This is a genomic window from Methanococcoides methylutens (assembly GCF_000765475.1).
Taxonomy (GTDB): domain Archaea; phylum Halobacteriota; class Methanosarcinia; order Methanosarcinales; family Methanosarcinaceae; genus Methanococcoides; species Methanococcoides methylutens.
In genome coordinates, this window is the sequence record NZ_JRHO01000014.1 from 378,247 (window position 1) to 399,603 (window position 21,357).

Sequence of the window (21,357 nt, forward strand, 5' to 3'; positions counted from 1 at the left end):
CAATAATCCATAATAACATTAATAAACCGACATGAATTCTAAAAAAGATGAGGAGACGGTTTTAAAAGAGCAGAACTGAATATTCCTTTAAATTTTCATGTAGATTTTGTCTTTTATACTCACAGGTTCAAATAAACTTCTCATTTCAGGAGGTAATGTTTCGGATTTACCTATTATGAGATAGCCACCTTTTGTGAGTGAATCGTAGAAGTTGCTTATCATTTTTACTTTTTGAGTTTCATTGAAATATATCATCACATTCCTGCAGAAAACAGTGTCAAAATGCTTTGAAACTGGAGTATCGTTTGTTAGATCATATCTTTTGAATCTATATGATAGATTTTGAATCTTTTTTACTTTAAAAGTATCCTCAGATTTTTCAAAATACTTGTGCCTGAGCATATAGTCAAGGTTTTTAATTTTATCCTTGAAGTACACCCCTTCTGAAGCATTTTTTAAGCACTTTTCATCTATATCAGTAGCATATATCGATATGTTCCAATCTTCAGGAAATACTTCTTTTGCACAGATCCCAATAGAATAAGGTTCTTCTCCGTTAGAACACCCAGCACTCCAAAATCTAACCAGTTTGCTTTGTGATTTTTGCTTTCTTTCTATTATATCTGCAATCAAGTTATCCTTGAAAAATATGAACGGTGTTTTGTCTCGCATAAATTCAGTCACATTAATAGTAAGAGTATCTATGAGTGCAGCTAATTCACCTTCATTCGTTTCAAGAAATCGCATATAATCCTTATAATCAGTGATTCCTACAACCCTCATTCTCAGATCAATTCTTCTCCGAAGGTATTTATCCCTATAACCATCGAGAACGATACCCGATAATTTAGATACCTTGTTTGTAAGAAGATCAAAGTAATCTGTATCACTTACATCCATAATACCTTCCCATTGCTATATTTAACAATTAGACTTCCGTCAACTGCATTGAAAATAACATTTCTCCCCATACTTCCCCCTACATCTGTGGCTAATATTTCGATTTTCTCTTTTTTGAGAGTTTCTTCAACAGATTTAATATTCCGATCACCGATCTTAAGTATGTCCAGATTCATGTGCTTAAATATCTGGGCACCACCTGCAACCTTTGCAGAAATATGTTTTCGCCTTGCTCCATTGCAAACCATTTCTTCAAGCATTGTTGTTATGGCAGTTTCAGCATGTTTGGTTTTTCCATCGTTTGACGCTCCGGGGAGCAATACATGTGCAATACCAGCCATACGACTTTTGTGATCGTAAAGTACCACACCTACACAGGAACCAAGTCCCATTGCTTTCAGTAGGATATTTTTTCCCACTTTGTATTCTCCAATGCCAGCAATCAACTCTCCTTCTAATAATTGTACATTGGAGTCCGGGGAGCTACCTTTTAAGTGGTTCTTTGCGCCTATTATCAGTTCACAATCTGGATGGCAAGAACCAGATGCACACCTACCATCCATAGAACAGTATGAACCCACTACTGTATTATTTCTGCTCAAAACAATCGCTTTTGCGTTTGCTGTTGAGACGTATGCAATATCGTTACTCATAATCCTTCCAATATATTCATAATGTTACTGAATAAATCATCTTCAGGTAACAATGCCAAATTTATTTCGATGTTTGACTCCGAATTTAGCTTGGTTTCAAATATAATTAGGTTATCACTTTTTTGTGCCATCTGGGAAACTACCCCATCCATAACTGCAGTAGCCATATCAACTGCATAATTTGGAGGAGAAGGTAACAGGATTATGTCCAGGAAGTCAGCTGAGGCATCACAAAATGATGATGCAAGTATGTTTCCAGCTTCCATTACTGCAGAAGCATACATCTCATCGTCAACATCTTCTGTCCCATACATTTCCACTACAAGTTTGTCTGCAGATTTCATAGGTACCATGACGTATAGGTAACCAGAGTTGTTCCCCTCAAGATCCTGTAATGCTATAAGGACACCTGCTACAACTTCTTCATACAATTCGCCACGCAAATCTGCTATACTTACGATTTTTACTTCTGGAACAGTAATTTCAATATATTTGTCTAACAATTTTGAAAGTGAAGTGGCTGCATGTCCAGTACCAATATTACCAAGTTCTTTTAAAACCTCTACTTCCATTTCACTAAGACATTCTAATTCAAGCATCTATATCTCCTCCTACTAGTGCTGATACATCCAGGATCGGTATGACCCTTCCATCCCCCAGAATTGTAACTCCAATAAATCCTTTAACTTTTGACAAAACACTGCCCAGTGGTTTTATCACTATTTCTTGTTGATCAATTATTGAATCAACAAGTAACGCAACTTCTTCACTTTCCCTCTCTACAATAATACCAACTTCTTTTTCCAATTGTTTGCCATACTCCCCAATATCAAAAAATTCTTTTAATCTTATTGCAGGCAGCAGCTTTTCTCTTACATAAAGCAGTGGCTGATCACGTATAAGTTTGAAATTATCTTTGTTAACATCGAGTGCTTCAACAACATTGGAAATTGGAATTGCATAAGTCTCATTCCCGGATTCAACAACAAGTGACTTTATAATTGCAACTGTGGGAGGGAGGTTGATCCTCATCTTGGTACCTTTCCCGTTCTGGGAGTATATTTTTATTTTACCACCCAGTTTCTCGACAGTTGTCTTCACGGCATCCATTCCGACCCCTCGTCCTGAGATCTCGGTCGCACTGTCTTTTGTAGATAGTCCTGAAGTAAAAATAAGCATCCTAATTTCATCTTCACTAAGTTTATCCAAATCAGTCGATGAAATGATCCCCTTTTCTAAAGCCTTATTCTTGATCTTTTTCAAATCCAGACCTTTCCCGTCATCTTCAATTTCAATTATGACGTTGCTCTTCTCCCTTTTTGCTGAAAGTTTTATATGTCCTGTTTGACTTTTACCGGCTTTTGCTCTTTCTTCCGGAGTTTCGATTCCATGATCGACACAATTCCTTACAAGATGAACCAAAGGATCACTAATTTCGTCAAGAATAGTCCTATCGAGTTCAGTTTCCTGACCCTCGATTTCAAAACCTATGTCTTTTTCAAACTTTCTACTTAGGTCCCTCACCATTCTTGGGAATTTTTTGAATACCTTTTCGATTTTGACCATTCTCATCATCATAACTTCATCTTGTAAACTTGTGATGGATTTGTCCAAAATTGCAGTAGCCTCTTCCAGTTCGGGTATCCTATGCTCCTGGGAAATTTGAAGAAGGCAACCTTTGTTAATTACAAGTTCTCCAACAAGGTTCATTATGCTATCAATATTGGAAACTCGAACACGTATTGTATCCTGCCTTTTGTTCCCCACTGATCCTTTTTTAGTAGTATCCTGCTTGGCAGTGCAATTATCTTGATTTGATCCAATATTTCTGATGTTAACTACTTCTTTCTGGATATCTTCTTCCACCATTAACGGAGATTCATCTTCCTGAATACTTTCTTCAGACATTAACGAAACTTCATCTTTCTGAATACTTTCTTCAGACACTAACGAAACTTCATCTTTCTGAATACTTTCTTCAGACATTAACGAAACTTCATCTTTCTGAATACTTTCTTCAGACACTAACGAAACTTCATCTTTCTGAATACTTTCTTCAGAAATTAACGAAACTTCATCTTTCTGAATACTTTCTTCAGAAATTAACGAAACTTCATCTTCCAGAATAATTTCTTCAGACATTAACGGAGATTCATCTTCCTGAATAATTTCTTCAGATATTAACGAGGATTCATCTTCCAGAATACTTTCTTCAAACATTAACGAAGCTTCTTCATCCTGAATGATTTCCTTTGCCGATATTGCACCGGAATAGTTATTCCCGAAAAGTGTGTTTATCAATTTCCTTAACTTTTCCTGAAGAGAACAATTTTCATTACTGAGAATTTCCTTAAATGTAAACATCATACTTTCATTTGTTTGAATAGTAGATTCGATTATTTCTTGCTCCCCTTTACTTCCTTCATTATTGGGAATATCCTCCTGAGCAATATTTTCCATTTCATCCTGATTTGGGAGTTGAATTTCCTCAGTGACTTCTTCTTGTTCACAGGAGATAATTTCAAAATTATCAATTTCAGAAATTTTGTTCATTACATCTTCCACTTTACCCGCATCCCCCTTGATGAAGGCTTTAAGTGAACCCTTAAAAGTGCTATCGATCTCTTCTTCCGTAGGTTCTGTTCTTATAACATACCCCGCTTCTTTCAAAGATTCAATAACAAGTATCGCTTTCAATTCCTTTATATCAGAATCAGGAGCTAGTTTTACATTGAGTATGAGATTATGCCCCCCATCCCCCTTTTCACAATTCAGATCTTCTGTTTCCAAAGACCCTGATGTTTCGGAGACAGCTTCTTCCAGAGGACAAGAATCCACATTTTCCTCATTTTCTTCTTGATCACAGGAGATGACTTCAAAATTATCAATTTCAGAAATTTTGTTCATTACATCTTCCACTTTACCCGCATCCCCCTTGATGAAGGCTATAAGTGAACCCTTAAAAGTGCTATCGATCTCTTCTTCTGTAGGTTCTGTTCTTATAACATGCCCTGCTTCTTTCAGAGATTCAATAACCAATATTGCTTTCAATTCCTTTATATCAGAATCAGGAGCTAGTTTTACATTGAGTATGAGATTATGTTCTGCGCCCTCATTTTTAGATTTCATATCTTCTGTTTCCAGAGATCTTACCACAGAAGAGACATCTTTTTTCAAAGAAGAATCCACAGATTCGTTATGTTCTTCTTGATCACAGGAGATAACTTCAAAATTATCAATTTCAGAAATTTTGTTCATTACATCTTCCACTTTGCCCGCATCCCCCTTGATGAAGGCTTTAAGTGAACCCTTAAAAGTGCTATCGATCTCTTCTTCTGTAGGTTCTGTTCTTATAACATGTCCTGCTTCTTTCAGAGATTCAATAACCAATATAGCTTTCAATTCCTTTATATCAGAATCAGGAGCTATTTTTACATTGAGTATGAGATTAGGTTCTCCGTCCTCATTTTCAGAATTTAGATCTTCTGTTTCCAGAGATCCTGTTACGGCAGAGACATCTTCTTCCCGATGAGTAAATTCCACATCTTCGGCTTCCTGCGTATCTATTATTGCAGAGGTGCTTTCTTCAGGGATGCGATCTTCAACTTCTTCATCTTTTTGAGATTTATACATGTCGAAAGCATTTAGAAGGTTGTCGATTTTAATCTCATCGTTGCCTTCGCTTTCTATTTTCTCCACCATTTCATTTATTCGATCTACAGTTGAAAGCATTATGTCTATAAGGTCGCTATCAATTACGATATCGCCACATTTTATGCCACTTAAAACTTCTTCCATGCTGTGACAGAGTTTTTCAAGTGATGCATATCCAAGGAATCCTGCCATTCCTTTAATTGTGTGTGCTACTCTGAATATTTCATCCAAAGCGTCATTATCACCATTTTCCAGATCTACAAAAGACTGATTGAATATCTCAAGATACTCATTTACTTCCTGAAGGAAATCATCCTTGTAAGCGTCCATATCAGTTTGCATTGCATTTCACCTCTAACATCCTAATAATTTCTTCAGGTATCTCAAAAATAGGTTTTACAACGTCAATTGCTCCGGCTTCGATTGCAGCTTTTGGCATCCCAAAAATAACACAGGTATCTTCACTGCATGCTATGGTAGATCCATTTGATTCTTTTATTTTTTTGAATCCGGATGCTCCATCGACCCCCATTCCCGTAAGTATTGTGGCGATTGAATTTTTCCCATATACATTTACAAAGCTTTCAACAGTCACATCGACAGAAGGCATTACAGCGTGCATCGGTTCACCTTTTATGATCTTTATCCTGGTTACATTCAAGGCTTTTCGAATTTGCATATGATAGCCACCAGGGGCGATGTAAGCAACTCCATTTTTTACTTTCTCATTATTTTCAGCTTCTTTTACTTCAAGTTCTGATAAGGTATTCAATCTCGCAGCTAACTGGCTACAAAAATTGCCTTCTGGCATATGCTGGACTACAAAAACCGATGCTGGCAGGTTGCCTGGCAATCTTGGAATTATTTGCTCAAGAGAAGAAGGGCCACCTGTTGATGAACCAATAAGTACTCCCATATTTTGCATCTCCGGACAATTCCAGTTTCCATTTATTACCTCACCTTTGAACTTTTTCAGGTTGAGTAGTCTTATAATGTTTGGATTTGAATTGTGGATGCTACGAACTTTCGTTATTAGCTCGCTTTCGCTCTTAGCTATTTCTTGTAAGCCACTGGGTTTTGTTATAAAATCGATCGCACCAAGTCTCAAAGCTTCCAGAGCTTCTCTAGAACCCTTTTTGGTGAGAGAGCTAAACATTATAATAGGTATCGGAGTTGTATCCATTATAGCTTCAACGGCTGCCAGCCCATCCATGACAGGCATATTAACATCCATTACTATAACTTCCGGCTTTAGCTTATTCGCTTTTTCTACAGCTTCTTTGCCATTTTTTGCAATCCCGATGACTTCTATATCGCCAGCACTCTCAAGCATGTCTCTTGCTGCCCTTCTCATTAAGGCAGAATCATCAACAACAAGGGTTTTGATCATATTTTACCCGGCCTTTATGCGCCAGTAACTTTTTTAATTTCTTCAAGGACCTTTGGTGCCTGGAAGGGCTTTATGATATATCCTTTTGCACCAAGCTTGATGGCTGTCTTTACTATTTTTTCCTGACCAATAGCGGTACACATTACAACTTTTGCACCTTTGTCAAAGCTTTTTATCTGTTTTAAAGCATCAATTCCATTCATATCCGGCATAACTATATCCATTGTTACTACATCCGGATTTAATTCCTTGTACATTTCTACAGCCTGGTTCCCATTTTCAGCTTCCCCGGCTATATCGAATCCTGCTCCAAAGAGTATGTTCTTCAAAAGCTTTCTCATAAATGCTGTGTCATCGACAATTAATACTTTTGGCATGTAATCTCACCTTTTAATTATAAATTCGGTATGTCCCCAACCATGGTCACCCCACGAGGGGTTAATTCAACTTCTTTTCTTATTTTCACAACTTTTGCCAAACCGGAATCAACTAACCTATCATAGTACTCATTAAGTTCGTCTGTAGAAATTCCGATCATATTCTCTATTGAAACAAAATCTAATCCAGAATATACAAGTGTTAAAATCTGTTTTTCCATATCTGTAAATTCTATCCCGGGTTTATGTGTTTCAATAAGGCGGTTAAGATAATTTTCAAGCATCTCCAATGTAGTTTCAGGGCACATTAGTAAGCTTGTAGCGACCTGACCATTCTCAACTTTGGACAGGACAAGAACTTTTCTCTGTTTACCCCCAACATTTCTCACATCTTTCACCACAGTGCCCAGACTATCAAACAGCATCTTCTGCTGCTTTTTTGGTGAGATGAACCAGAATCCCTCATCAGTCACACTAAAATAACCTTTCTCCCACTGAGTTCCAGATGAAACTACACCTCCAACTGTTGCTGAATCAAGGTAATAGACCGCAAATCTATCGGCTTTCAAATTAAATGCAAGAAACCGGAAAACCTGTTGCATGAGATTCTCCGGGGGCTTGATGATAATCTCTCCATCATTCTTGATCCTAATTGCCTCTACGCCCTCAACTTCAACATTACCAATGTCTTCAATTTCGTTTACCTGAATTTTGGTATTCCCAATGCATAGGATTTGCTCGGTAACGATGAGTTCCGCATCAACCCATTTGCCATCATACAATTTTGCAGGAGTCTGGAGGTGAACTTTGCCATTCATCTTTGCATACCTTCGATTTCCTCTTCACTAAACACTTTATCCAGATCCATTAATGTCAAAAGACCATCATCGAGTTTCCCCACACCAGTCAGGAATTTTGAATCGTTTCTTGACGTTATAATGCTTGGTAACTCATCTATATTCTTTGACGACAGGTACTTGACTTCATTCACTGTATCCACAATCATCCCTATGACTGCGTTTTCGTATTCAACTACAATAATCCTAGTTTCACTGTCCGTTTCTTTTGTCTCCTTGCCAAATCGAGTTCTTAAATTTATTATAGTCGTAATCTGACCCCTGAGATTTACAACCCCCTCTATGAACTCGGGTGCATTCGGAATTCTTGTAATCTTGGTTGGCCTGATTATTTCCTTTACCTGAGAAATATCAACACCATATCGTTCTTCTCCAAGAGCGAATACAATAACCTGTACGGTCTGGTCAACATCCATCATTTGATTATGAGGATTCATTTAGATCACCTACAAAAAGATATTAAAAGGAGGTCAAACCTCCTTAATTTTCAGAAAATTTGAAGTTTTTCAAGAGCATATCCGTTGTCTTCTGAGCTAGATCAGTAACATTCTTTATGGAACCACTAACCTGTTCTGATGCTGCAGTCTGTTCTTCGATTGCTGCTGAAGTTTCCTCGCTGTTTGCAGCATTTTCTTCTGCAGTTGAAGCAACTTCCCCTATGTTCTCATTGATACTCTCGATCTTCTCCATGCCCTCTTCTGCTTTCTGATTCAGTTCACCAAGCATCGAATTGATCTTGTCGACCATCTCTGTGATTTCGCCAGACTTACCCAGAGCCCCTCCAATATCTCTGTTACCACTAATTACTTGTTCTTTGGCTCTTTCAATGGCTTCAGTGACCTTTTTTGTCTCTTTCTGGACATTGACCACAATTCCATTGATCTCGGCTGTGCTGCTTCTTGACTCTTCAGCAAGTTTCCTTACCTCATCTGCTACAACAGCAAAACCTCTCCCGTGTTCCCCTGCTCTTGCCGCTTCTATTGCTGCATTCAGGGCCAGGAGATTTGTCTGGTCTGCAATGGATTTGATTTTGTCAGTAACCTTATCGATATTATCAACAGCACCATCAAGAGATGTAACGATGCCAGCAAGTTGCTCGATCTCATTCATGATTACTTCGAGGTCTTCCAGTGCACTGTTTGCGAGTTTTTGACTTCCGTCACTCATTTCTACTGCTTTAGCAGAGAAACTTGCAGATTTTGTAGCTGCTTCACTCAGTTCCTTGAATATCTGTTCGGAAGCTTTTGCATCCAATGATGCAGTATTAGCATGTCTTGAAAGGTTTTCAGATCCTGTTGCAATCTGTTCTGCAGCAGTTGATATTTGCTCCATACCCGTATTCATCTGGTTGACAGCTTCACGGGACTGATTCACCTCATCCAGCGTAGCATTCATATCGCCCACCGTAGACTGAACAATTCCTCTTAGGTTCCCTACAAAGTTATTGAATTCGTCGAAGGTCTTGCCGAAATCATCATCTTTGACCTTCTCAAGCTTGGTATCAAGATCACCCTCGCCAACCATTTTAATTCCAGTTCCAAGGTCTCCAAGACATTTATTGGTGTAATCAAGCAATTCTTCGACTTCTTTTTCTTTCTGCTTGATATCGGTCAGGTCTGTAAGCACTTCCAGTATTCCTTCAAAATTACCTTCCTCGTCATATATAGGTGAAACAGAACTTATTGTGTAGAGCTCACGGTCCAGCCCATTTAACCTTACGATTGTTTCTATTGAATCCACACTTTTGCGAGTATCCAGTGCAATTTCAATAATCGACTGGTTGGTTCCAAATTTAGTTTCTGCATCCTCTCCAACCAGTGTTGTTTTTGCAACAATATCAGAATGAGGCCTTCCTATGATTTCTTCATCAGATTGGAATTGGCTCAGTTTGACAAAATGATCATTTATGTGCTTGACCTTGCCTTCGGGATCTACGAAAAGTGCAAGTGCAGGTTCTGGTATGCTTTTTACAATTGTTTTCTGGGACTCTGCTTTTGCCAGGACATTTTCTGTAATGTTCAGGAATACACCATCCAGATAAGCTGCATTTCCCTCGTCATCGTTTACCAGATTACCTTCTTCACGGATGTAAACAGATTCTCCTCTTGTATTTTTTATTCTGTAGTTAACTTTGTATGATTTGTTATTTTTCATTGCTATGTCGATAGCTTCATCAATTTTTGGCACATCTTCGGGAAAAACAATGTCCGACCATGTCAACTTTTTATCAAGATAATCTGTCTTTGGGTAACCTGTGAGCTCATATACATTTTTGCTGATGTAGTATATGTCCCATGATGCTTTTATGTCACATCTGAAAATAGTAACAGGAAGATTGTCAATCAGCCAGCTAATCTCTTCTTCCTTTTGTTTTGCGTCTTTATTGTCTGGCCCTACAATTGTGATGTTTTCTGTAATTGGCTCTTTATTTCCCATAAATACTCCTCCTGACATGATGGATTATTATTATTATCATTATTATGAGTTGAAGGCGGAGTATATGTATAGCATAGGAAATATATAAAATTAGAGGTCAAAGATTGATAGAGCTGCTCCATTGATTCATGACAGAAAAACTCGCCACATGAAGTCAAGGTTGTCTGCCAATATGAACATGAACTGTGAACTCCACCCACATATTCATTGATACCTCGACCAAAGAAGTGGATGGCAATTTTAACGATGAGCAAAAAAAATGCACAAATGTTAAACGGTTTCTAAACTATTGTATAATGTAACTGATCATATATCGAATACATCCAAGATCAACCCCCGAAAATTGAAATGGACAAAGATAAATTCATCCTGCAAACTGCGGGGAAGGACATACAAAAATTGACAAGTGATATCCATGAAGAGAAAATGAGGCGAATGCCACACAAGTGAAAGATGGATTCGCGAATATTAATATTGCCCATCAATATATGATTCAGAAATATCAGCTAATTTTTGTGAAAGATAACCGAATGTCCAGTATGCAAGACCAAGGCCAGAAGTGAACTCGAAAAAAGATATCCAGAGTAATGTAACTGTTAACCCCTGAAAATATACCCTTTGATTTATTTTAGTAAACTTTAAATAAAAATGCTGATCAGAAAATCGTAACCTGAAGATTGACGATCAGACAATTAACTTATATCCCTTTGATTTTAGGTATTTGTTGCCCGAATCCACAATTACAATTATTTTGTAAACGTAAACTTTTACCGAGGCACATATATACAGTACGGCTCTTCGGCCATGTAGTCACCAGTAGCAGCATAAGCACGAGCACGACAGCCGCCACAAACACCTTTATAGCCACATTTTCCACACTTTCCACCCAGACTATCAAAGTCCCTGAGATCGGTGAACAGTTTGGAATCTTCCCAGATCTCCCTGAAGCTCTGCTCCTTTATGTTCCCGGCAACCACAGGCAAGTAACCGCATGGTTGAACGTCACCGGTGCTTGAAACAAAACAGAAGCTTGTGCCTCCAAGACATCCACGAGTCATGGCCTCATACCCATGCGTCTTAACACTGACCTCTATGCCTTCCCTTTTAGCACGCTGACGCATTATCCTGAAATAATGAGGGGCACAGGTTGCCTTAAGCTGGATACTGACATGTTTCTGCTGGTCATAGAACCAGTTTAGAACACGCTCATATTCAACCGGAGGAATCTCTTCATTCTCAAGGTTCTTGCCCCTGCCTGTTGGAACAAGAAGGAATATATGAAGAGCCTCTGCTCCGATCTCTGTTGCAAGATCAAGTATATCAGGGATCTCGTCAAGGTTCCTTTTTGTGACCGTGGTGTTTATCTGGAAGCCAAGACCACCTTTTTTGAGATATTCGATCCCACGCATGGCACCTTCGAATGCACCGGGTACTCCACGGAACTCATCGTGTGTCTTTGCTGTCGAGCCATCAATGCTGATGCTTACTCGCTGGACACCGGCATCTTTGAGCTTTCTCACAACGTCCTCATCAAGAAGAGTACCGTTTGTGGCAAGAGCAACACGCAGACCTTTGTCAGTGGCATATCTGGCAACCTCGAAAACGTCCTTTCGGGTAAGTGGTTCCCCACCAGTAATAATGAGGATAGGATCACCAATTTCTGCGACCTCGTCAACGAAGTGCTTTGCTTCATATGTAGAGAGCTCACCTTCAGGTATCTCTGAGGTTGATGCACCCCTGCAATGGACACAAGAAAGATTGCAACCCCATGTCAGTTCCCATGCGATAAGTCGTGGAGGTTTTACCATATCAGACAGTTCTCCTTTATGTGATATATATAATGTAAGAGTACAATAGAACATTCGTTCAATTTACTTAAATAGTATGGCAATATACTACACAGAACCCATATTAAACCATGTCGTCAAGGCATGGATAACACATAGGAAACCATATATTTCCAACGACAAAAATCGATGCAAGGTGAACGCGCATGGCACTGGGAATACAGGCATTGCAGACAGCTTTTGTAATTACATGGATAGTGCTGATATCATACATTATTTATCTCATATACAACCGTTCACAATTGGTTTCCAAAATTCGGAAGCTTAAATGATAAAGGTGTTTACAGATGGATAAAAAACGAAAGACGATCTTCACCATAATTGCCATTGTAGCAGTGATGACGATTGGACTCTGGGGCGTAGATGTTGAGCAAGGGTATTATATGGTATCTGATATCACAGCAGACCCACAGGAACATTTAGACCAGAAGGTCAACACCATGGGAATTGTGAAAAATGGAACCCTTAGCATTTCACCTGAAATGACCACATTCACATTGACAGATGCAGAAGATGAGAACTATGAAATAAATGTAGAATACTCTGCAGATCTTCCTGCAAACCTGGCAGAAGGAAAAAGTATCAGCCTGACAGGAACCATGGTATCTGAAACAATGATAGATGCAGAACAGATAGTCATGGGCTGTCCGTCAAAGTACTCCGAATAAGAGATAAATTCCATAAAAAGAACAAAATATCCAGATATGAGGACATGCAATGAACATCGAAGAATGGGAAGAATACCGACATATCAATGATTCAATGAACGATATGATCAACAGTATGGACGATTCATCCCAAATGAAATCGGTGGTCGGCCATATTTGCAGATCAGGCGGCAAGAGGGTCAGACCAATTATGCTGATGCTCTGCTCCCAAATATGCGGAAGTGATTCGGAAGAAGGAATTAATGCTGCCCTTGCGATAGAACTTATCCACTCGGCATCCCTTATCCACGATGACATCCTTGATGAGGGAGTGATAAGGAGAGGTGTTGAATCCGCACACAAGAAATTCGGACCCGCAGCTGCAATGCTTGCAGGCGACTATATGATCTCAAAGTCCATCGAGCTTATAGCATCATATGGTGCCCCGGTAGTCAGGGCATTCGGAAGGGCAGGGATGGCAATGGCCGAAGGAGAGACCATTGACATAAAAAGCACAACCGTAACCTTCGAAGACGATAACTATTTTGACTGCATTGATAAGAAAACCGCATCCCTTTTCGCTGCAAGTGCAACCATGGGAGCTTATATTGCAGGAGCGGATGAAGCTACAGCAGAACTCTTGAAAGACTACGGAGAGAAGCTGGGAATAGCATACCAAATAGTAGATGACATTCTGGAATATACAGAGAGTGCAGATGATAAAAGATCAGATCACGAATCCATTTCCCTGCTACAAATATATCAGAAGGACATGAGCCGGAAGCAGGCTGTCCAAAAAGCAACCGAAATTGCAATGGAATATGTGAAAATGGCAAAAGAGATACTTTCTAATTTTGAACCATCGGATTCAAGGAACAAACTTCTTGAGATCACAGACTACATAACCATTGATATGCTTCCAAAATAAAATTAGTCATAACGACCCAGGTGAGGATATGCGGGTATATGAAAAATCAGTAATCAAAGTAAACGCAAGTACAGAGAACGGAAAGGTCGTTCTGGACATAGAAGGACCCCTTTCAGCAGTCGCAAGCCCGGTTATCAAAAGGATCAATAAGATATTCCAGGAAGAAAAACCCATCAGAGCAGATGAGGAGAACATCATTTTTTCCACATGGTCCCCTCCAATACCAAGCACTGCCTTCAACAGGCTTATAAGTGCACAGATCGGAGCTATCATGAAAAAGAGAATCCCCGACCAGTTCTCGATCGGGATCACTGATAAATGTCCATACAATTGCATTCACTGTGGTGCTGCAGGAATCGTTGCAGACCCTGAACTTAGTATCGAGGAGATCAACAGGGCAGTAGGAGAGGCCATTGAACTTGGCACCTATTCGGTACAATTCGATGGTGGCGAAACAATGCTCAGAAGTGACATTGCAGAAATGGTTGCCAGTGTAGATAAGACAAGGGCCATTGCAACATGTTTCACATCCGGTTTCAGGCTGACACCTGAAAGAGCACAGGACCTTAAGAATGCCGGTCTTTTTGCAACACATATTAGCATTGATAGCCCATTTGAAAGCGAGCATGATCGCGTTCGTGGAAGAGAGGGAGCATACCAGAATGCAATGGACGGAATTCAGAATAGTCTTGATGCAGGCATCCTGACAGATATGTTCGTCGTGGTCTCCCCGGACAATATTGACGACCTCGAAGATTTCTATGGCCTGGCAGAGAGCCTTGGGATGCATGAGATGTCCATTTACGAGATCATCGCTGTTGGCAGATGGCTTGAGCGCGAAGATGAGACGATCAGCCAGAAGGATGTTTCAAGGCTGGAGAAGTTCCAGAAAGGAAAGAATATGGCAGCAGATGGACCAAGAGTTACAGCATTCCCTTATTTCATGGGACCTGACCAGTTTGGCTGCTTTGCCGGCAGAAGATGGATCCACGTGACATCCGGTGGTGACGTCATGCCTTGCGCTTACACTCCGCTTGCATTTGGCAATATAAGAGAGGATTCTCTTGCAGATATATGGAAGCGTATGGGCAAACACAGTGCATACAAAGGTTCTGCAGAGTATTGCATGATGCGAAACCCGGAATTCAGGAAGGAATATATCCATACGATCCCCAAGGATGCAAATATACCTTTAAGGATCGACCTCCAGGAAAAGAACTGAATATAATTTCACACCCATATCAAGAGACAGGCGTCTCAATAAAAGTTCTGACAAGTTGAGCATCAGGCTTACAGATAGTCAGAACTTAAGTCTTTTTTGCAAATATCCATTATAAATTATTAACATTTCCGCAATCAGAAAGACGGAACCGAATAACTTATATGCATGCTTGCTATAGGGGTGAGTAAATCGCGCTAAGTAAACAGTATATAATATATTGAGGATTTATATGGCCAAAGACAAAATATTATCCGAAATAAAAAAAGCAGAACAAAGTGCGGCCAAAATGGTGGAGGAAGGGCTCAAAAACAAGAGCGAGCATATAATGAATGCTCGTGCTGAAGCCAGAGAGATCATCAAAGAGGCAGAAACTGATGCGACAAAGTCCGCACAGAGTGCACTAAGATCTGCTGAAGAAACAATCAAACAGGAAACTGAAGAGATTATCACTAACGGTAACGCTGCAGCTGGAGACATTAGTCAAAAGGCTGAAGCTAACGTTCAAAAAGCCGTTGAGAATTTAACAACAGAATTCGAGAGGGCAATTCATGCTTAAGCCAAAACAGATGAGTCGTGCCGTCATTGTAGGCCACAAGGACATCATGGAAGAAACCATTGAAGCTCTTCATAGCAGCAATCTTTTCCACCTTGAGGATTACAATGAGGACGGTTCCGGACTCAAACTTGGCAGACCTTTCGAAAACGCAGGTGATGTTTCTAAGAAGCTTATTCAGTTAAGATCGATCTCATCCTTCCTTGGTGTAAAAAAATCAGATGCACCTAAGCAGAAGGTTAACTCTGTTTTAAACGACCTTGAATCCAAACTTGATAAACTGGATGAAGAGGTTAGTGAAAAAACAGAAAAACGGTCTGAACTGCAATCACGATTAAAGGAACTTGAAACACTGGCGAAAGACCTTGCGCCATTCTCAGCAATTCCAATAGAGATGGAATTGTACCGCAATTATGAGAGCATCGCAGTCTTTGCAGGTACTGTCAAGGAAAATGTCGGTCCTGCCATCTCAAAGGTTACATCGACCTACGAGATGGAATATGACCAGAATTCCGGAACTGTAGTATTGTTTGTCAAGAAAGAGGATGAAGCAACCGTTTCAGAAATACTTTCAAACTTTGAGTTCAGAGAACTTAGGATCCCTGAATCAAATGGCACTCCACAAACATTACTTGCAGGCATTACAAAGGAAGAAGTAGACATCCAGAAACAGATCGAAGCACTGGAAACAGATGTATCATCGATCAAAGAGAAATATTCTGAGTTTATACTTGCCAGTGAAGAACTGCTTACTATCGAATCCGAAAAAGCAGAAGCTCCCGTCAAAGTTGCGACATCTGAGCACACATTCATGATAGATGGATGGGTACCGGAAGATGGCGTTGCAGGACTTGAGAACATCGTAAACACTGCAACAAACGGACGAGCTTTTGTATCAGTACAAAAAATCACAACGGCAGATACGGACATCATACCAATCGAGTATGACAATCCAAAGGTCACAAGACCATTCCAGGAAATAATGGATCTTTATGCCCGTCCAAAGTACAAGGAGATCGACCCAACTGCACTGATATTCATATCATTCCCACTTTTCTATGGAATGATCCTTGGTGATATCGGATACGCATTGATCCTTCTGACACTTGCTCTGGGAATAAAGAAGATGGTCAAGTCAGATGCTGTGAAGCCTTTGATGAACGTGCTTATCTACTGTCAGATATCAACATTTTTATTTGGTATTCTTTACGGTGAGTTCCTTGGATTCCCACTTGCAAGTCTTCACACCGATCACGGCACTATTCCCGGATTAATAGCAGGATTTGAAACAGTAACACTTTTCACATCCCCTATAGCTGGAGAATTGGTCACATATCCGATCCACAGAACACACATGATCATGACAATGATCGCTGCAACAGCACTTGTCGGTGTGCTCCACATCAACTTCGGATATTTGGTTGGATTCGTAAACGAAAACCGAAAACACGGTTTCGCTGCAGCAATGTTTGAAAAGGGTAGCTGGATCGTAGTAGAACTTGGAATAATCTTAGCAGTACTCGGTTACACTGGTACCGCACCCACACAAATAATAGGTATAATAGTGTTCCTTATAGGATTCGTCATGCTCGTTAAAGGAGAAGGTGTAAAAGGACCTATTGAATTACCCGCACTTTTAAGTAATGCACTTTCCTACACTCGTTTAATAGCAGTAGGATTGTCATCAATTTATATTGCATCTACTGTCAATCTCATAGCTTTTGATATGATCTTGCCACAAGGCGGCATCATAGCAGCAGTAGGTGCAATATTAGTATTCATATTCGGACATGCGTTAAACACAGTCCTGAGTATAATAGCCCCTGGATTACATGCACTCAGGTTGCAGTATGTAGAGTTTTTCGGTAAATTCTACGAAGGTGGCGGAAGAAAATACAACCCATTCGGTTATATAAGAAAATACACGGAGGAATGAATAAATGGTAGACCCAGTAGCAACAACAACAATGATGGACCCAGCAGGATTAAAAGCAATCGGAGCAGGACTCGCAGTAGGACTCACAGGTATTGCATCCGGTCTTGCAGAGAGAGACATTGGATCAGCAGCAATCGGTGCAATGGCAGAGAACGAGAGCCTTTTCGGTAAGGGATTGATCCTTACTGTAATTCCAGAGACAATCGTCATTTTCGGTCTTGTCGTCGCACTGCTTATCAGCTAAGTTAATTTAAGAGCAAATTTATTGCTCTTAAATTCTTTGAAGGTGTCAGAGCATGGGACTCGAAACAGTTATTAAAGATATCATGGATGCCGCACAGGCAGAAGTAACCATGATCAATGCAGGTGCTGATTCAGAAGTATCACAGATACTTGATGAAGCAAGGCAGACTGCAAAGAATATCATGGGCGACCGCTTGGCAAAAGCAGAAGATGATATCAAAAGATTACGTCAGCAAGAGACATCCAGTGCAAACCTTGAAGTCAAGCGTGCAATGCTTAATGCCCGCAAAGAAGTCCTTGATAAAGTATACAACAATGCAGTAGAGTCAATTGTATCTCTCCCTGCTGAAAAACAGGAAGAGTTGTTGAAAGCCATCATTGAAGAAAATGAAGGTAACGGCAGCAAAATATATTCTAACAAAGACTCTGAGGAACTTGTCCGAAAACTCTCTTCATTGGAATATGCCGGCAATGTCGATTGTATTGGTGGCGTAGTCATTGAGAACAATGATGGAACAGTTCGTCTGGATTATACATATGACATAATCTTGAAGAATGTTAATGAGCAATCATTGAAACAAACATCTGATATTTTGTTCGGGTGATATCCAAATGCGGCTTTTGCAAAAATTTAAAAAGAAAAGTAGTCCGAATCATAGCGGAAGTGGCTCCAATTATGCTTATGTGACAGCACGTGTTCGGGCGATGAAGAGCAATCTTCTTCCAAAGGAGACATATCCACGACTTATGAACATGGGCATTGATGAGATCACACGTTTCATCGAAGAATCACAATATAAGCAGGATGTCGACGAACTGGCAAGAGTATATGACGGCGTGGATCTGTTTGAGCATGCATTGAACAGAAACCTGGGCGTCACTTTTAGAAAGATTATCAACATTTCAGAAGGCGAGTTGAACTATCTTATCTCAGAATATTTAAGAAAATATGACATATGGAGCATCAAAACGATCCTACGTGGAAAGTATTGTAATGCATCATTAGAAGAGATAAATGATAGTCTCGTATCAGCCGGACAACTGTCTTATACATTTTTGTCAAGCCTTGCAGAAAAAGAATCCTATGAAAGTGTCATTGATGCTCTCAGTGGAACCGATTATTACCCGATATTAAAAGGATATGATGGGACAAACCTCTCTGCTATTGAAAATCAGCTTGACAAGGAGTACTATAACGGACTGTTCAATGCGATCGGCAATCCAGGTTCCAATGACCGTAAGCTGTTCTCAAAGTTCATCCGCACAGAGATCGACATAAAGAATCTCAGTACACTCTTTAGATTAAAGAAAGCAGATGTCAGCGAAGACGAAATTGCAGACCTCATTCTTGATGGTGGTCTTCATTTGAGTATGAGAGAGATCGAAAAGCTATTGCCTCTTCCTTTCAGTGAATTTATCAATTCACTTGAAAAATATCCATATTGGGAAGATATCTCTGGCATAGTGAGCCCGGAAATGGATTCACTGGTAGATCTGGAAACTCAACTTACAAGACACAGCATCAAATCCGCTGCAAGCTTTTCACATGTGTATCCACTATCCATTGTTCCGATCATGGACTATGTCCTGAACAAGAAGAATGAAGTGAACAACCTACGCATCATACTGCGTGGAAAAGCAGCGAATCTTGATGAGGAAATAATCAGGAACCAGTTGGTGATCTAATGGAATTAGCAGTAGTAGGTAGCAGCGAGTTTGTTACAGGATTCAGGCTGGCTGGTGTCAAAAAAATATATGAAGCCAAAGATGATGAACTGGAATCCATGGTCAAAAAGGTCCTCGAAGATTCCGAGGTTGGAATTTTTGTCATGCATGGCGATGATGTTAATAAGCTACCGGAAATTTTGAGAGACACTCTAAGTGAGTCTGTTGAGCCAACAGTCGTTACTCTCGGAGGAACTGGTGAAAGCTCAAACTTAAGGGAAAAAATAAAACAATCGGTAGGTGTAGATCTGTGGAAGTAAATGGTGAAATTTATCGTGTGGCAGGACCGGTCGTCACAGTTACAGGAATTAAACCGAGAATGTACGATGTGGTCAAGATAGGCCATGAAGGACTGATGGGTGAAGTTATCAGGATCCAAGGCGAAAAAGCTACTGTTCAGGTATATGAGGATACATCCGGTATCAAACCCGGAGAACCTGTAGTGAACACTGGTTTGCCTTTAGCCGTGGAACTTGGACCCGGATTATTAGAAAGTATTTATGATGGTATTCAGAGACCTCTCCCTGTGCTACAGGAAAAGATGGGCAACTTCATTGAGAGAGGAGTAACTGCAAACGGACTTGACCGTGAAAGGACATGGGAGTTCAAGCCAACAGTAAGCAAAGGTGATGTTGTAGAGGGTGGAAGTGTTATTGGTGTTGTTCAGGAAACTGAAAACATCGAGCACAAGATCATGCTCCCACCAACAGTATCCGGTACAGTAGAAGAGATCAAGAGCGGAAGCTTCAAGGTAGACGAAACTGTATGTGTACTTGCTGATGGAACCGAGCTTCCAATGATGCAGAAGTGGCCTGTACGAGGTCCACGTCCTGTAGCTAAGAAACTCATGCCAAGCAAGCCTTTGATCACAGGTCAGAGGATCCTTGACGGAATGTTCCCTGTTGCAAAAGGCGGTACCGCTGCAATCCCAGGTCCATTCGGATCAGGAAAGACAGTTACACAGCAGCAGCTCGCAAAATGGAGTGACACAGATATTGTGGTTTACATTGGTTGCGGAGAGCGCGGCAACGAGATGGCTGATGTATTGAACGAGTTCCCTGAACTCGAAGATCCAAAGACTGGCCGCCCACTTATGGAAAGGACAGTTCTTATCGCAAATACATCCAACATGCCAGTAGCTGCTCGTGAAGCATCTGTTTACACTGGAATCACAATTGCAGAATATTACAGAGACATGGGATACGACGTATCACTCATGGCAGACTCAAGCTCAAGATGGGCAGAAGCAATGAGAGAGATCTCATCCAGACTTGAAGAGATGCCTGGTGAAGAAGGTTATCCAGCATATCTTTCAGCAAGGCTCTCAGAGTTCTATGAGCGTGCTGGTTCCGTGAACTCACTTGCAGGACTTGATGGTTCAATTACAGTTATTGGTGCAGTATCACCACCTGGTGGTGACTTCTCCGAGCCTGTCACACAGAACACACTTCGTATCGTTAAAGTGTTCTGGGCTCTTGACGCAAAGCTCTCACAGAAAAGACACTTCCCATCCATTAACTGGCTGACAAGTTACAGTCTGTACACCCAGGGTCTTGCAGACTGGTTCTCCGAGAACGTCGCACCTGACTGGACCGAACTCAGAGACAATGCAATGGATCTCTTACAGCAGGAATCCGAATTGCAGGAGATCGTACAGCTCGTCGGTTCAGATGCACTTCCGGAAGACCAGCAGTTGACACTTGAGATCGCACGTATGGTAAGGGAATACTTCCTCCAGCAGAATGCGTTCCACCCTGTCGACACATACTGTCCATTTGACAAGCAGTACAAGCTTCTCAAATCCATCACAAAGTATGGAGAGATGGCAACCGCTGCGCTTGAAGCAGGAGTTCCAATGAACAAGATAATCACTATCGAGTCCAAGGATGAACTGGCAAAAGTCAAGTTCGAAGAGGACTTTGAGGGTGCACTGGACACAGTCATGACAAAGATGGACAAAGAATTTGCTCAGCTCGGAGGCAACTGAAC

21 protein-coding genes are annotated in these 21,357 nt (G+C 40.5%); 11 read left to right on the forward strand and 10 right to left on the reverse strand.

What is annotated here, in order from left to right; all coding sequences use genetic code 11:
• Nucleotides 1-87 precede the first annotated feature (87 nt).
• The 10 genes from LI82_RS09055 to ahbD all read right to left on the reverse strand — a co-directional run bounded on the left by LI82_RS09055 (nt 88) and on the right by ahbD (nt 12,075).
• Entirely contained in the window at nt 88-900 is an 813-nt protein-coding gene (locus LI82_RS09055; protein WP_048195175.1) for a CheR family methyltransferase, read from the reverse strand.
• Nucleotides 891-1,553, reverse strand: coding sequence for a chemotaxis protein CheD (locus tag LI82_RS09060; protein WP_048195177.1), 663 nt, complete (start codon nt 1,551-1,553; stop codon nt 891-893). Before LI82_RS09060 ends, LI82_RS09055 begins: the two co-directional genes overlap by 10 nt.
• On the reverse strand, nt 1,550-2,152 hold the full coding sequence (locus tag LI82_RS09065) for a chemotaxis protein CheC (protein WP_048195179.1): 603 nt from the start codon (nt 2,150-2,152) through the stop codon (nt 1,550-1,552). The genes LI82_RS09060 and LI82_RS09065 overlap by 4 nt, the downstream gene beginning before the upstream one ends.
• On the reverse strand, nt 2,145-5,549 hold the full coding sequence (locus LI82_RS12540) for a chemotaxis protein CheW (protein WP_052402859.1): 3,405 nt from the start codon (nt 5,547-5,549) through the stop codon (nt 2,145-2,147). Before LI82_RS12540 ends, LI82_RS09065 begins: the two co-directional genes overlap by 8 nt.
• Nucleotides 5,539-6,597, reverse strand: coding sequence for a protein-glutamate methylesterase/protein-glutamine glutaminase (locus tag LI82_RS09075; protein ID WP_048195181.1), 1,059 nt, complete (start codon nt 6,595-6,597; stop codon nt 5,539-5,541). The genes LI82_RS12540 and LI82_RS09075 overlap by 11 nt, the downstream gene beginning before the upstream one ends.
• A 14-nt stretch (nt 6,598-6,611) precedes the next feature.
• Nucleotides 6,612-6,974: a response regulator gene (locus tag LI82_RS09080; RefSeq protein WP_048195182.1), complete on the reverse strand. Its 363-nt coding sequence runs from the start codon at nt 6,972-6,974 to the stop codon at nt 6,612-6,614.
• A gap of 17 nt (nt 6,975-6,991) precedes the next feature.
• Nucleotides 6,992-7,792 carry a CheF family chemotaxis protein gene (locus tag LI82_RS09085; RefSeq protein ID WP_048195183.1) on the reverse strand — a complete coding sequence of 267 codons (801 nt, stop codon included), beginning with the start codon at nt 7,790-7,792 and terminating at the stop codon, nt 6,992-6,994.
• A complete protein-coding gene (locus LI82_RS09090) occupies nt 7,789-8,268 on the reverse strand; it encodes a chemotaxis protein CheW (RefSeq protein ID WP_048195184.1) in 480 nt (159 codons plus the stop codon). The genes LI82_RS09085 and LI82_RS09090 overlap by 4 nt, the downstream gene beginning before the upstream one ends.
• A gap of 43 nt (nt 8,269-8,311) precedes the next feature.
• Nucleotides 8,312-10,267 carry a methyl-accepting chemotaxis protein gene (locus LI82_RS09095; protein ID WP_048195185.1) on the reverse strand — a complete coding sequence of 652 codons (1,956 nt, stop codon included), beginning with the start codon at nt 10,265-10,267 and terminating at the stop codon, nt 8,312-8,314.
• Nucleotides 10,268-11,034: 767 nt separating this feature from the next.
• Entirely contained in the window at nt 11,035-12,075 is a 1,041-nt protein-coding gene (gene ahbD, locus LI82_RS09100; RefSeq protein ID WP_048195186.1) for a heme b synthase, read from the reverse strand.
• A 185-nt stretch (nt 12,076-12,260) separates the two neighbouring features.
• On the opposite strand from ahbD, the gene LI82_RS13705 reads away from it, so the two are divergent.
• From LI82_RS13705 to LI82_RS09150, 11 genes are all read left to right on the forward strand, one after another.
• Complete coding sequence (locus LI82_RS13705) at nt 12,261-12,386, forward strand: CcmD family protein (protein ID WP_081955803.1); 126 nt, start codon at nt 12,261-12,263, stop codon at nt 12,384-12,386.
• Nucleotides 12,387-12,401: 15 nt separating this feature from the next.
• On the forward strand, nt 12,402-12,782 hold the full coding sequence (locus tag LI82_RS09105; protein WP_048195187.1) for a cytochrome c maturation protein CcmE domain-containing protein: 381 nt from the start codon (nt 12,402-12,404) through the stop codon (nt 12,780-12,782).
• Between the two features lie 49 nt (nt 12,783-12,831).
• Entirely contained in the window at nt 12,832-13,689 is an 858-nt protein-coding gene (locus LI82_RS09110; protein WP_048195189.1) for a polyprenyl synthetase family protein, read from the forward strand.
• Between the two features lie 28 nt (nt 13,690-13,717).
• A complete protein-coding gene (locus LI82_RS09115) occupies nt 13,718-14,911 on the forward strand; it encodes a radical SAM protein (protein WP_048195191.1) in 1,194 nt (397 codons plus the stop codon).
• 229 nt (nt 14,912-15,140) lie between these two features.
• A complete protein-coding gene (gene ahaH / locus LI82_RS09120) occupies nt 15,141-15,467 on the forward strand; it encodes an ATP synthase archaeal subunit H (protein ID WP_048195192.1) in 327 nt (108 codons plus the stop codon).
• Nucleotides 15,460-17,400: a V-type ATP synthase subunit I gene (locus tag LI82_RS09125; protein WP_048195193.1), complete on the forward strand. Its 1,941-nt coding sequence runs from the start codon at nt 15,460-15,462 to the stop codon at nt 17,398-17,400. The genes ahaH and LI82_RS09125 overlap by 8 nt, the downstream gene beginning before the upstream one ends.
• A gap of 4 nt (nt 17,401-17,404) precedes the next feature.
• A complete protein-coding gene (locus LI82_RS09130) occupies nt 17,405-17,644 on the forward strand; it encodes an ATP synthase (RefSeq protein ID WP_048195194.1) in 240 nt (79 codons plus the stop codon).
• Between the two features lie 52 nt (nt 17,645-17,696).
• Nucleotides 17,697-18,248, forward strand: coding sequence for a V-type ATP synthase subunit E (locus LI82_RS09135; RefSeq protein ID WP_048195195.1), 552 nt, complete (start codon nt 17,697-17,699; stop codon nt 18,246-18,248).
• 7 nt (nt 18,249-18,255) lie between these two features.
• The gene (locus LI82_RS09140; protein WP_048195197.1) at nt 18,256-19,329 is read left to right on the forward strand and encodes a V-type ATP synthase subunit C; all 1,074 of its coding nucleotides are present in this window, start codon (nt 18,256-18,258) and stop codon (nt 19,327-19,329) included.
• A complete protein-coding gene (locus LI82_RS09145; protein WP_048195199.1) occupies nt 19,329-19,628 on the forward strand; it encodes a V-type ATP synthase subunit F in 300 nt (99 codons plus the stop codon). Before LI82_RS09140 ends, LI82_RS09145 begins: the two co-directional genes overlap by 1 nt.
• Nucleotides 19,619-21,355 (forward strand): ATP synthase subunit A, encoded by a 1,737-nt coding sequence (locus LI82_RS09150; RefSeq protein ID WP_048195201.1) that lies wholly within the window; start codon nt 19,619-19,621, stop codon nt 21,353-21,355. The genes LI82_RS09145 and LI82_RS09150 overlap by 10 nt, the downstream gene beginning before the upstream one ends.
• The last annotated feature ends 2 nt before the right edge of the window (nt 21,356-21,357 follow it).

What these genes read in the sequence shown, in the direction of transcription:
- LI82_RS09055 (WP_048195175.1), bottom strand. Translation starts at nt 900, where the DNA reads ATGGATGTAAGTGATACAGATTACTTTGATCTTCTTACAAACAAGGTA.
- LI82_RS09095 (WP_048195185.1), bottom strand. Translation starts at nt 10,267, where the DNA reads ATGGGAAATAAAGAGCCAATTACAGAAAACATCACAATTGTAGGGCCA.
- LI82_RS09115 (WP_048195191.1), top strand. Translation starts at nt 13,718, where the DNA reads ATGCGGGTATATGAAAAATCAGTAATCAAAGTAAACGCAAGTACAGAG.
- LI82_RS09105 (WP_048195187.1), top strand. Translation starts at nt 12,402, where the DNA reads ATGGATAAAAAACGAAAGACGATCTTCACCATAATTGCCATTGTAGCA.
- LI82_RS13705 (WP_081955803.1), top strand. Translation starts at nt 12,261, where the DNA reads ATGGCACTGGGAATACAGGCATTGCAGACAGCTTTTGTAATTACATGG.
- LI82_RS09060 (WP_048195177.1), bottom strand. Translation starts at nt 1,553, where the DNA reads ATGAGTAACGATATTGCATACGTCTCAACAGCAAACGCAAAAGCGATT.
- LI82_RS09085 (WP_048195183.1), bottom strand. Translation starts at nt 7,792, where the DNA reads ATGAATGGCAAAGTTCACCTCCAGACTCCTGCAAAATTGTATGATGGC.
- LI82_RS09140 (WP_048195197.1), top strand. Translation starts at nt 18,256, where the DNA reads ATGCGGCTTTTGCAAAAATTTAAAAAGAAAAGTAGTCCGAATCATAGC.
- LI82_RS09135 (WP_048195195.1), top strand. Translation starts at nt 17,697, where the DNA reads ATGGGACTCGAAACAGTTATTAAAGATATCATGGATGCCGCACAGGCA.
- ahaH (WP_048195192.1), top strand. Translation starts at nt 15,141, where the DNA reads ATGGCCAAAGACAAAATATTATCCGAAATAAAAAAAGCAGAACAAAGT.
- LI82_RS09145 (WP_048195199.1), top strand. Translation starts at nt 19,329, where the DNA reads ATGGAATTAGCAGTAGTAGGTAGCAGCGAGTTTGTTACAGGATTCAGG.
- LI82_RS09090 (WP_048195184.1), bottom strand. Translation starts at nt 8,268, where the DNA reads ATGAATCCTCATAATCAAATGATGGATGTTGACCAGACCGTACAGGTT.
- LI82_RS09125 (WP_048195193.1), top strand. Translation starts at nt 15,460, where the DNA reads ATGCTTAAGCCAAAACAGATGAGTCGTGCCGTCATTGTAGGCCACAAG.
- LI82_RS09065 (WP_048195179.1), bottom strand. Translation starts at nt 2,152, where the DNA reads ATGCTTGAATTAGAATGTCTTAGTGAAATGGAAGTAGAGGTTTTAAAA.
- LI82_RS12540 (WP_052402859.1), bottom strand. Translation starts at nt 5,549, where the DNA reads ATGCAAACTGATATGGACGCTTACAAGGATGATTTCCTTCAGGAAGTA.
- LI82_RS09075 (WP_048195181.1), bottom strand. Translation starts at nt 6,597, where the DNA reads ATGATCAAAACCCTTGTTGTTGATGATTCTGCCTTAATGAGAAGGGCA.
- ahbD (WP_048195186.1), bottom strand. Translation starts at nt 12,075, where the DNA reads ATGGTAAAACCTCCACGACTTATCGCATGGGAACTGACATGGGGTTGC.
- LI82_RS09130 (WP_048195194.1), top strand. Translation starts at nt 17,405, where the DNA reads ATGGTAGACCCAGTAGCAACAACAACAATGATGGACCCAGCAGGATTA.
- LI82_RS09080 (WP_048195182.1), bottom strand. Translation starts at nt 6,974, where the DNA reads ATGCCAAAAGTATTAATTGTCGATGACACAGCATTTATGAGAAAGCTT.
- LI82_RS09110 (WP_048195189.1), top strand. Translation starts at nt 12,832, where the DNA reads ATGAACATCGAAGAATGGGAAGAATACCGACATATCAATGATTCAATG.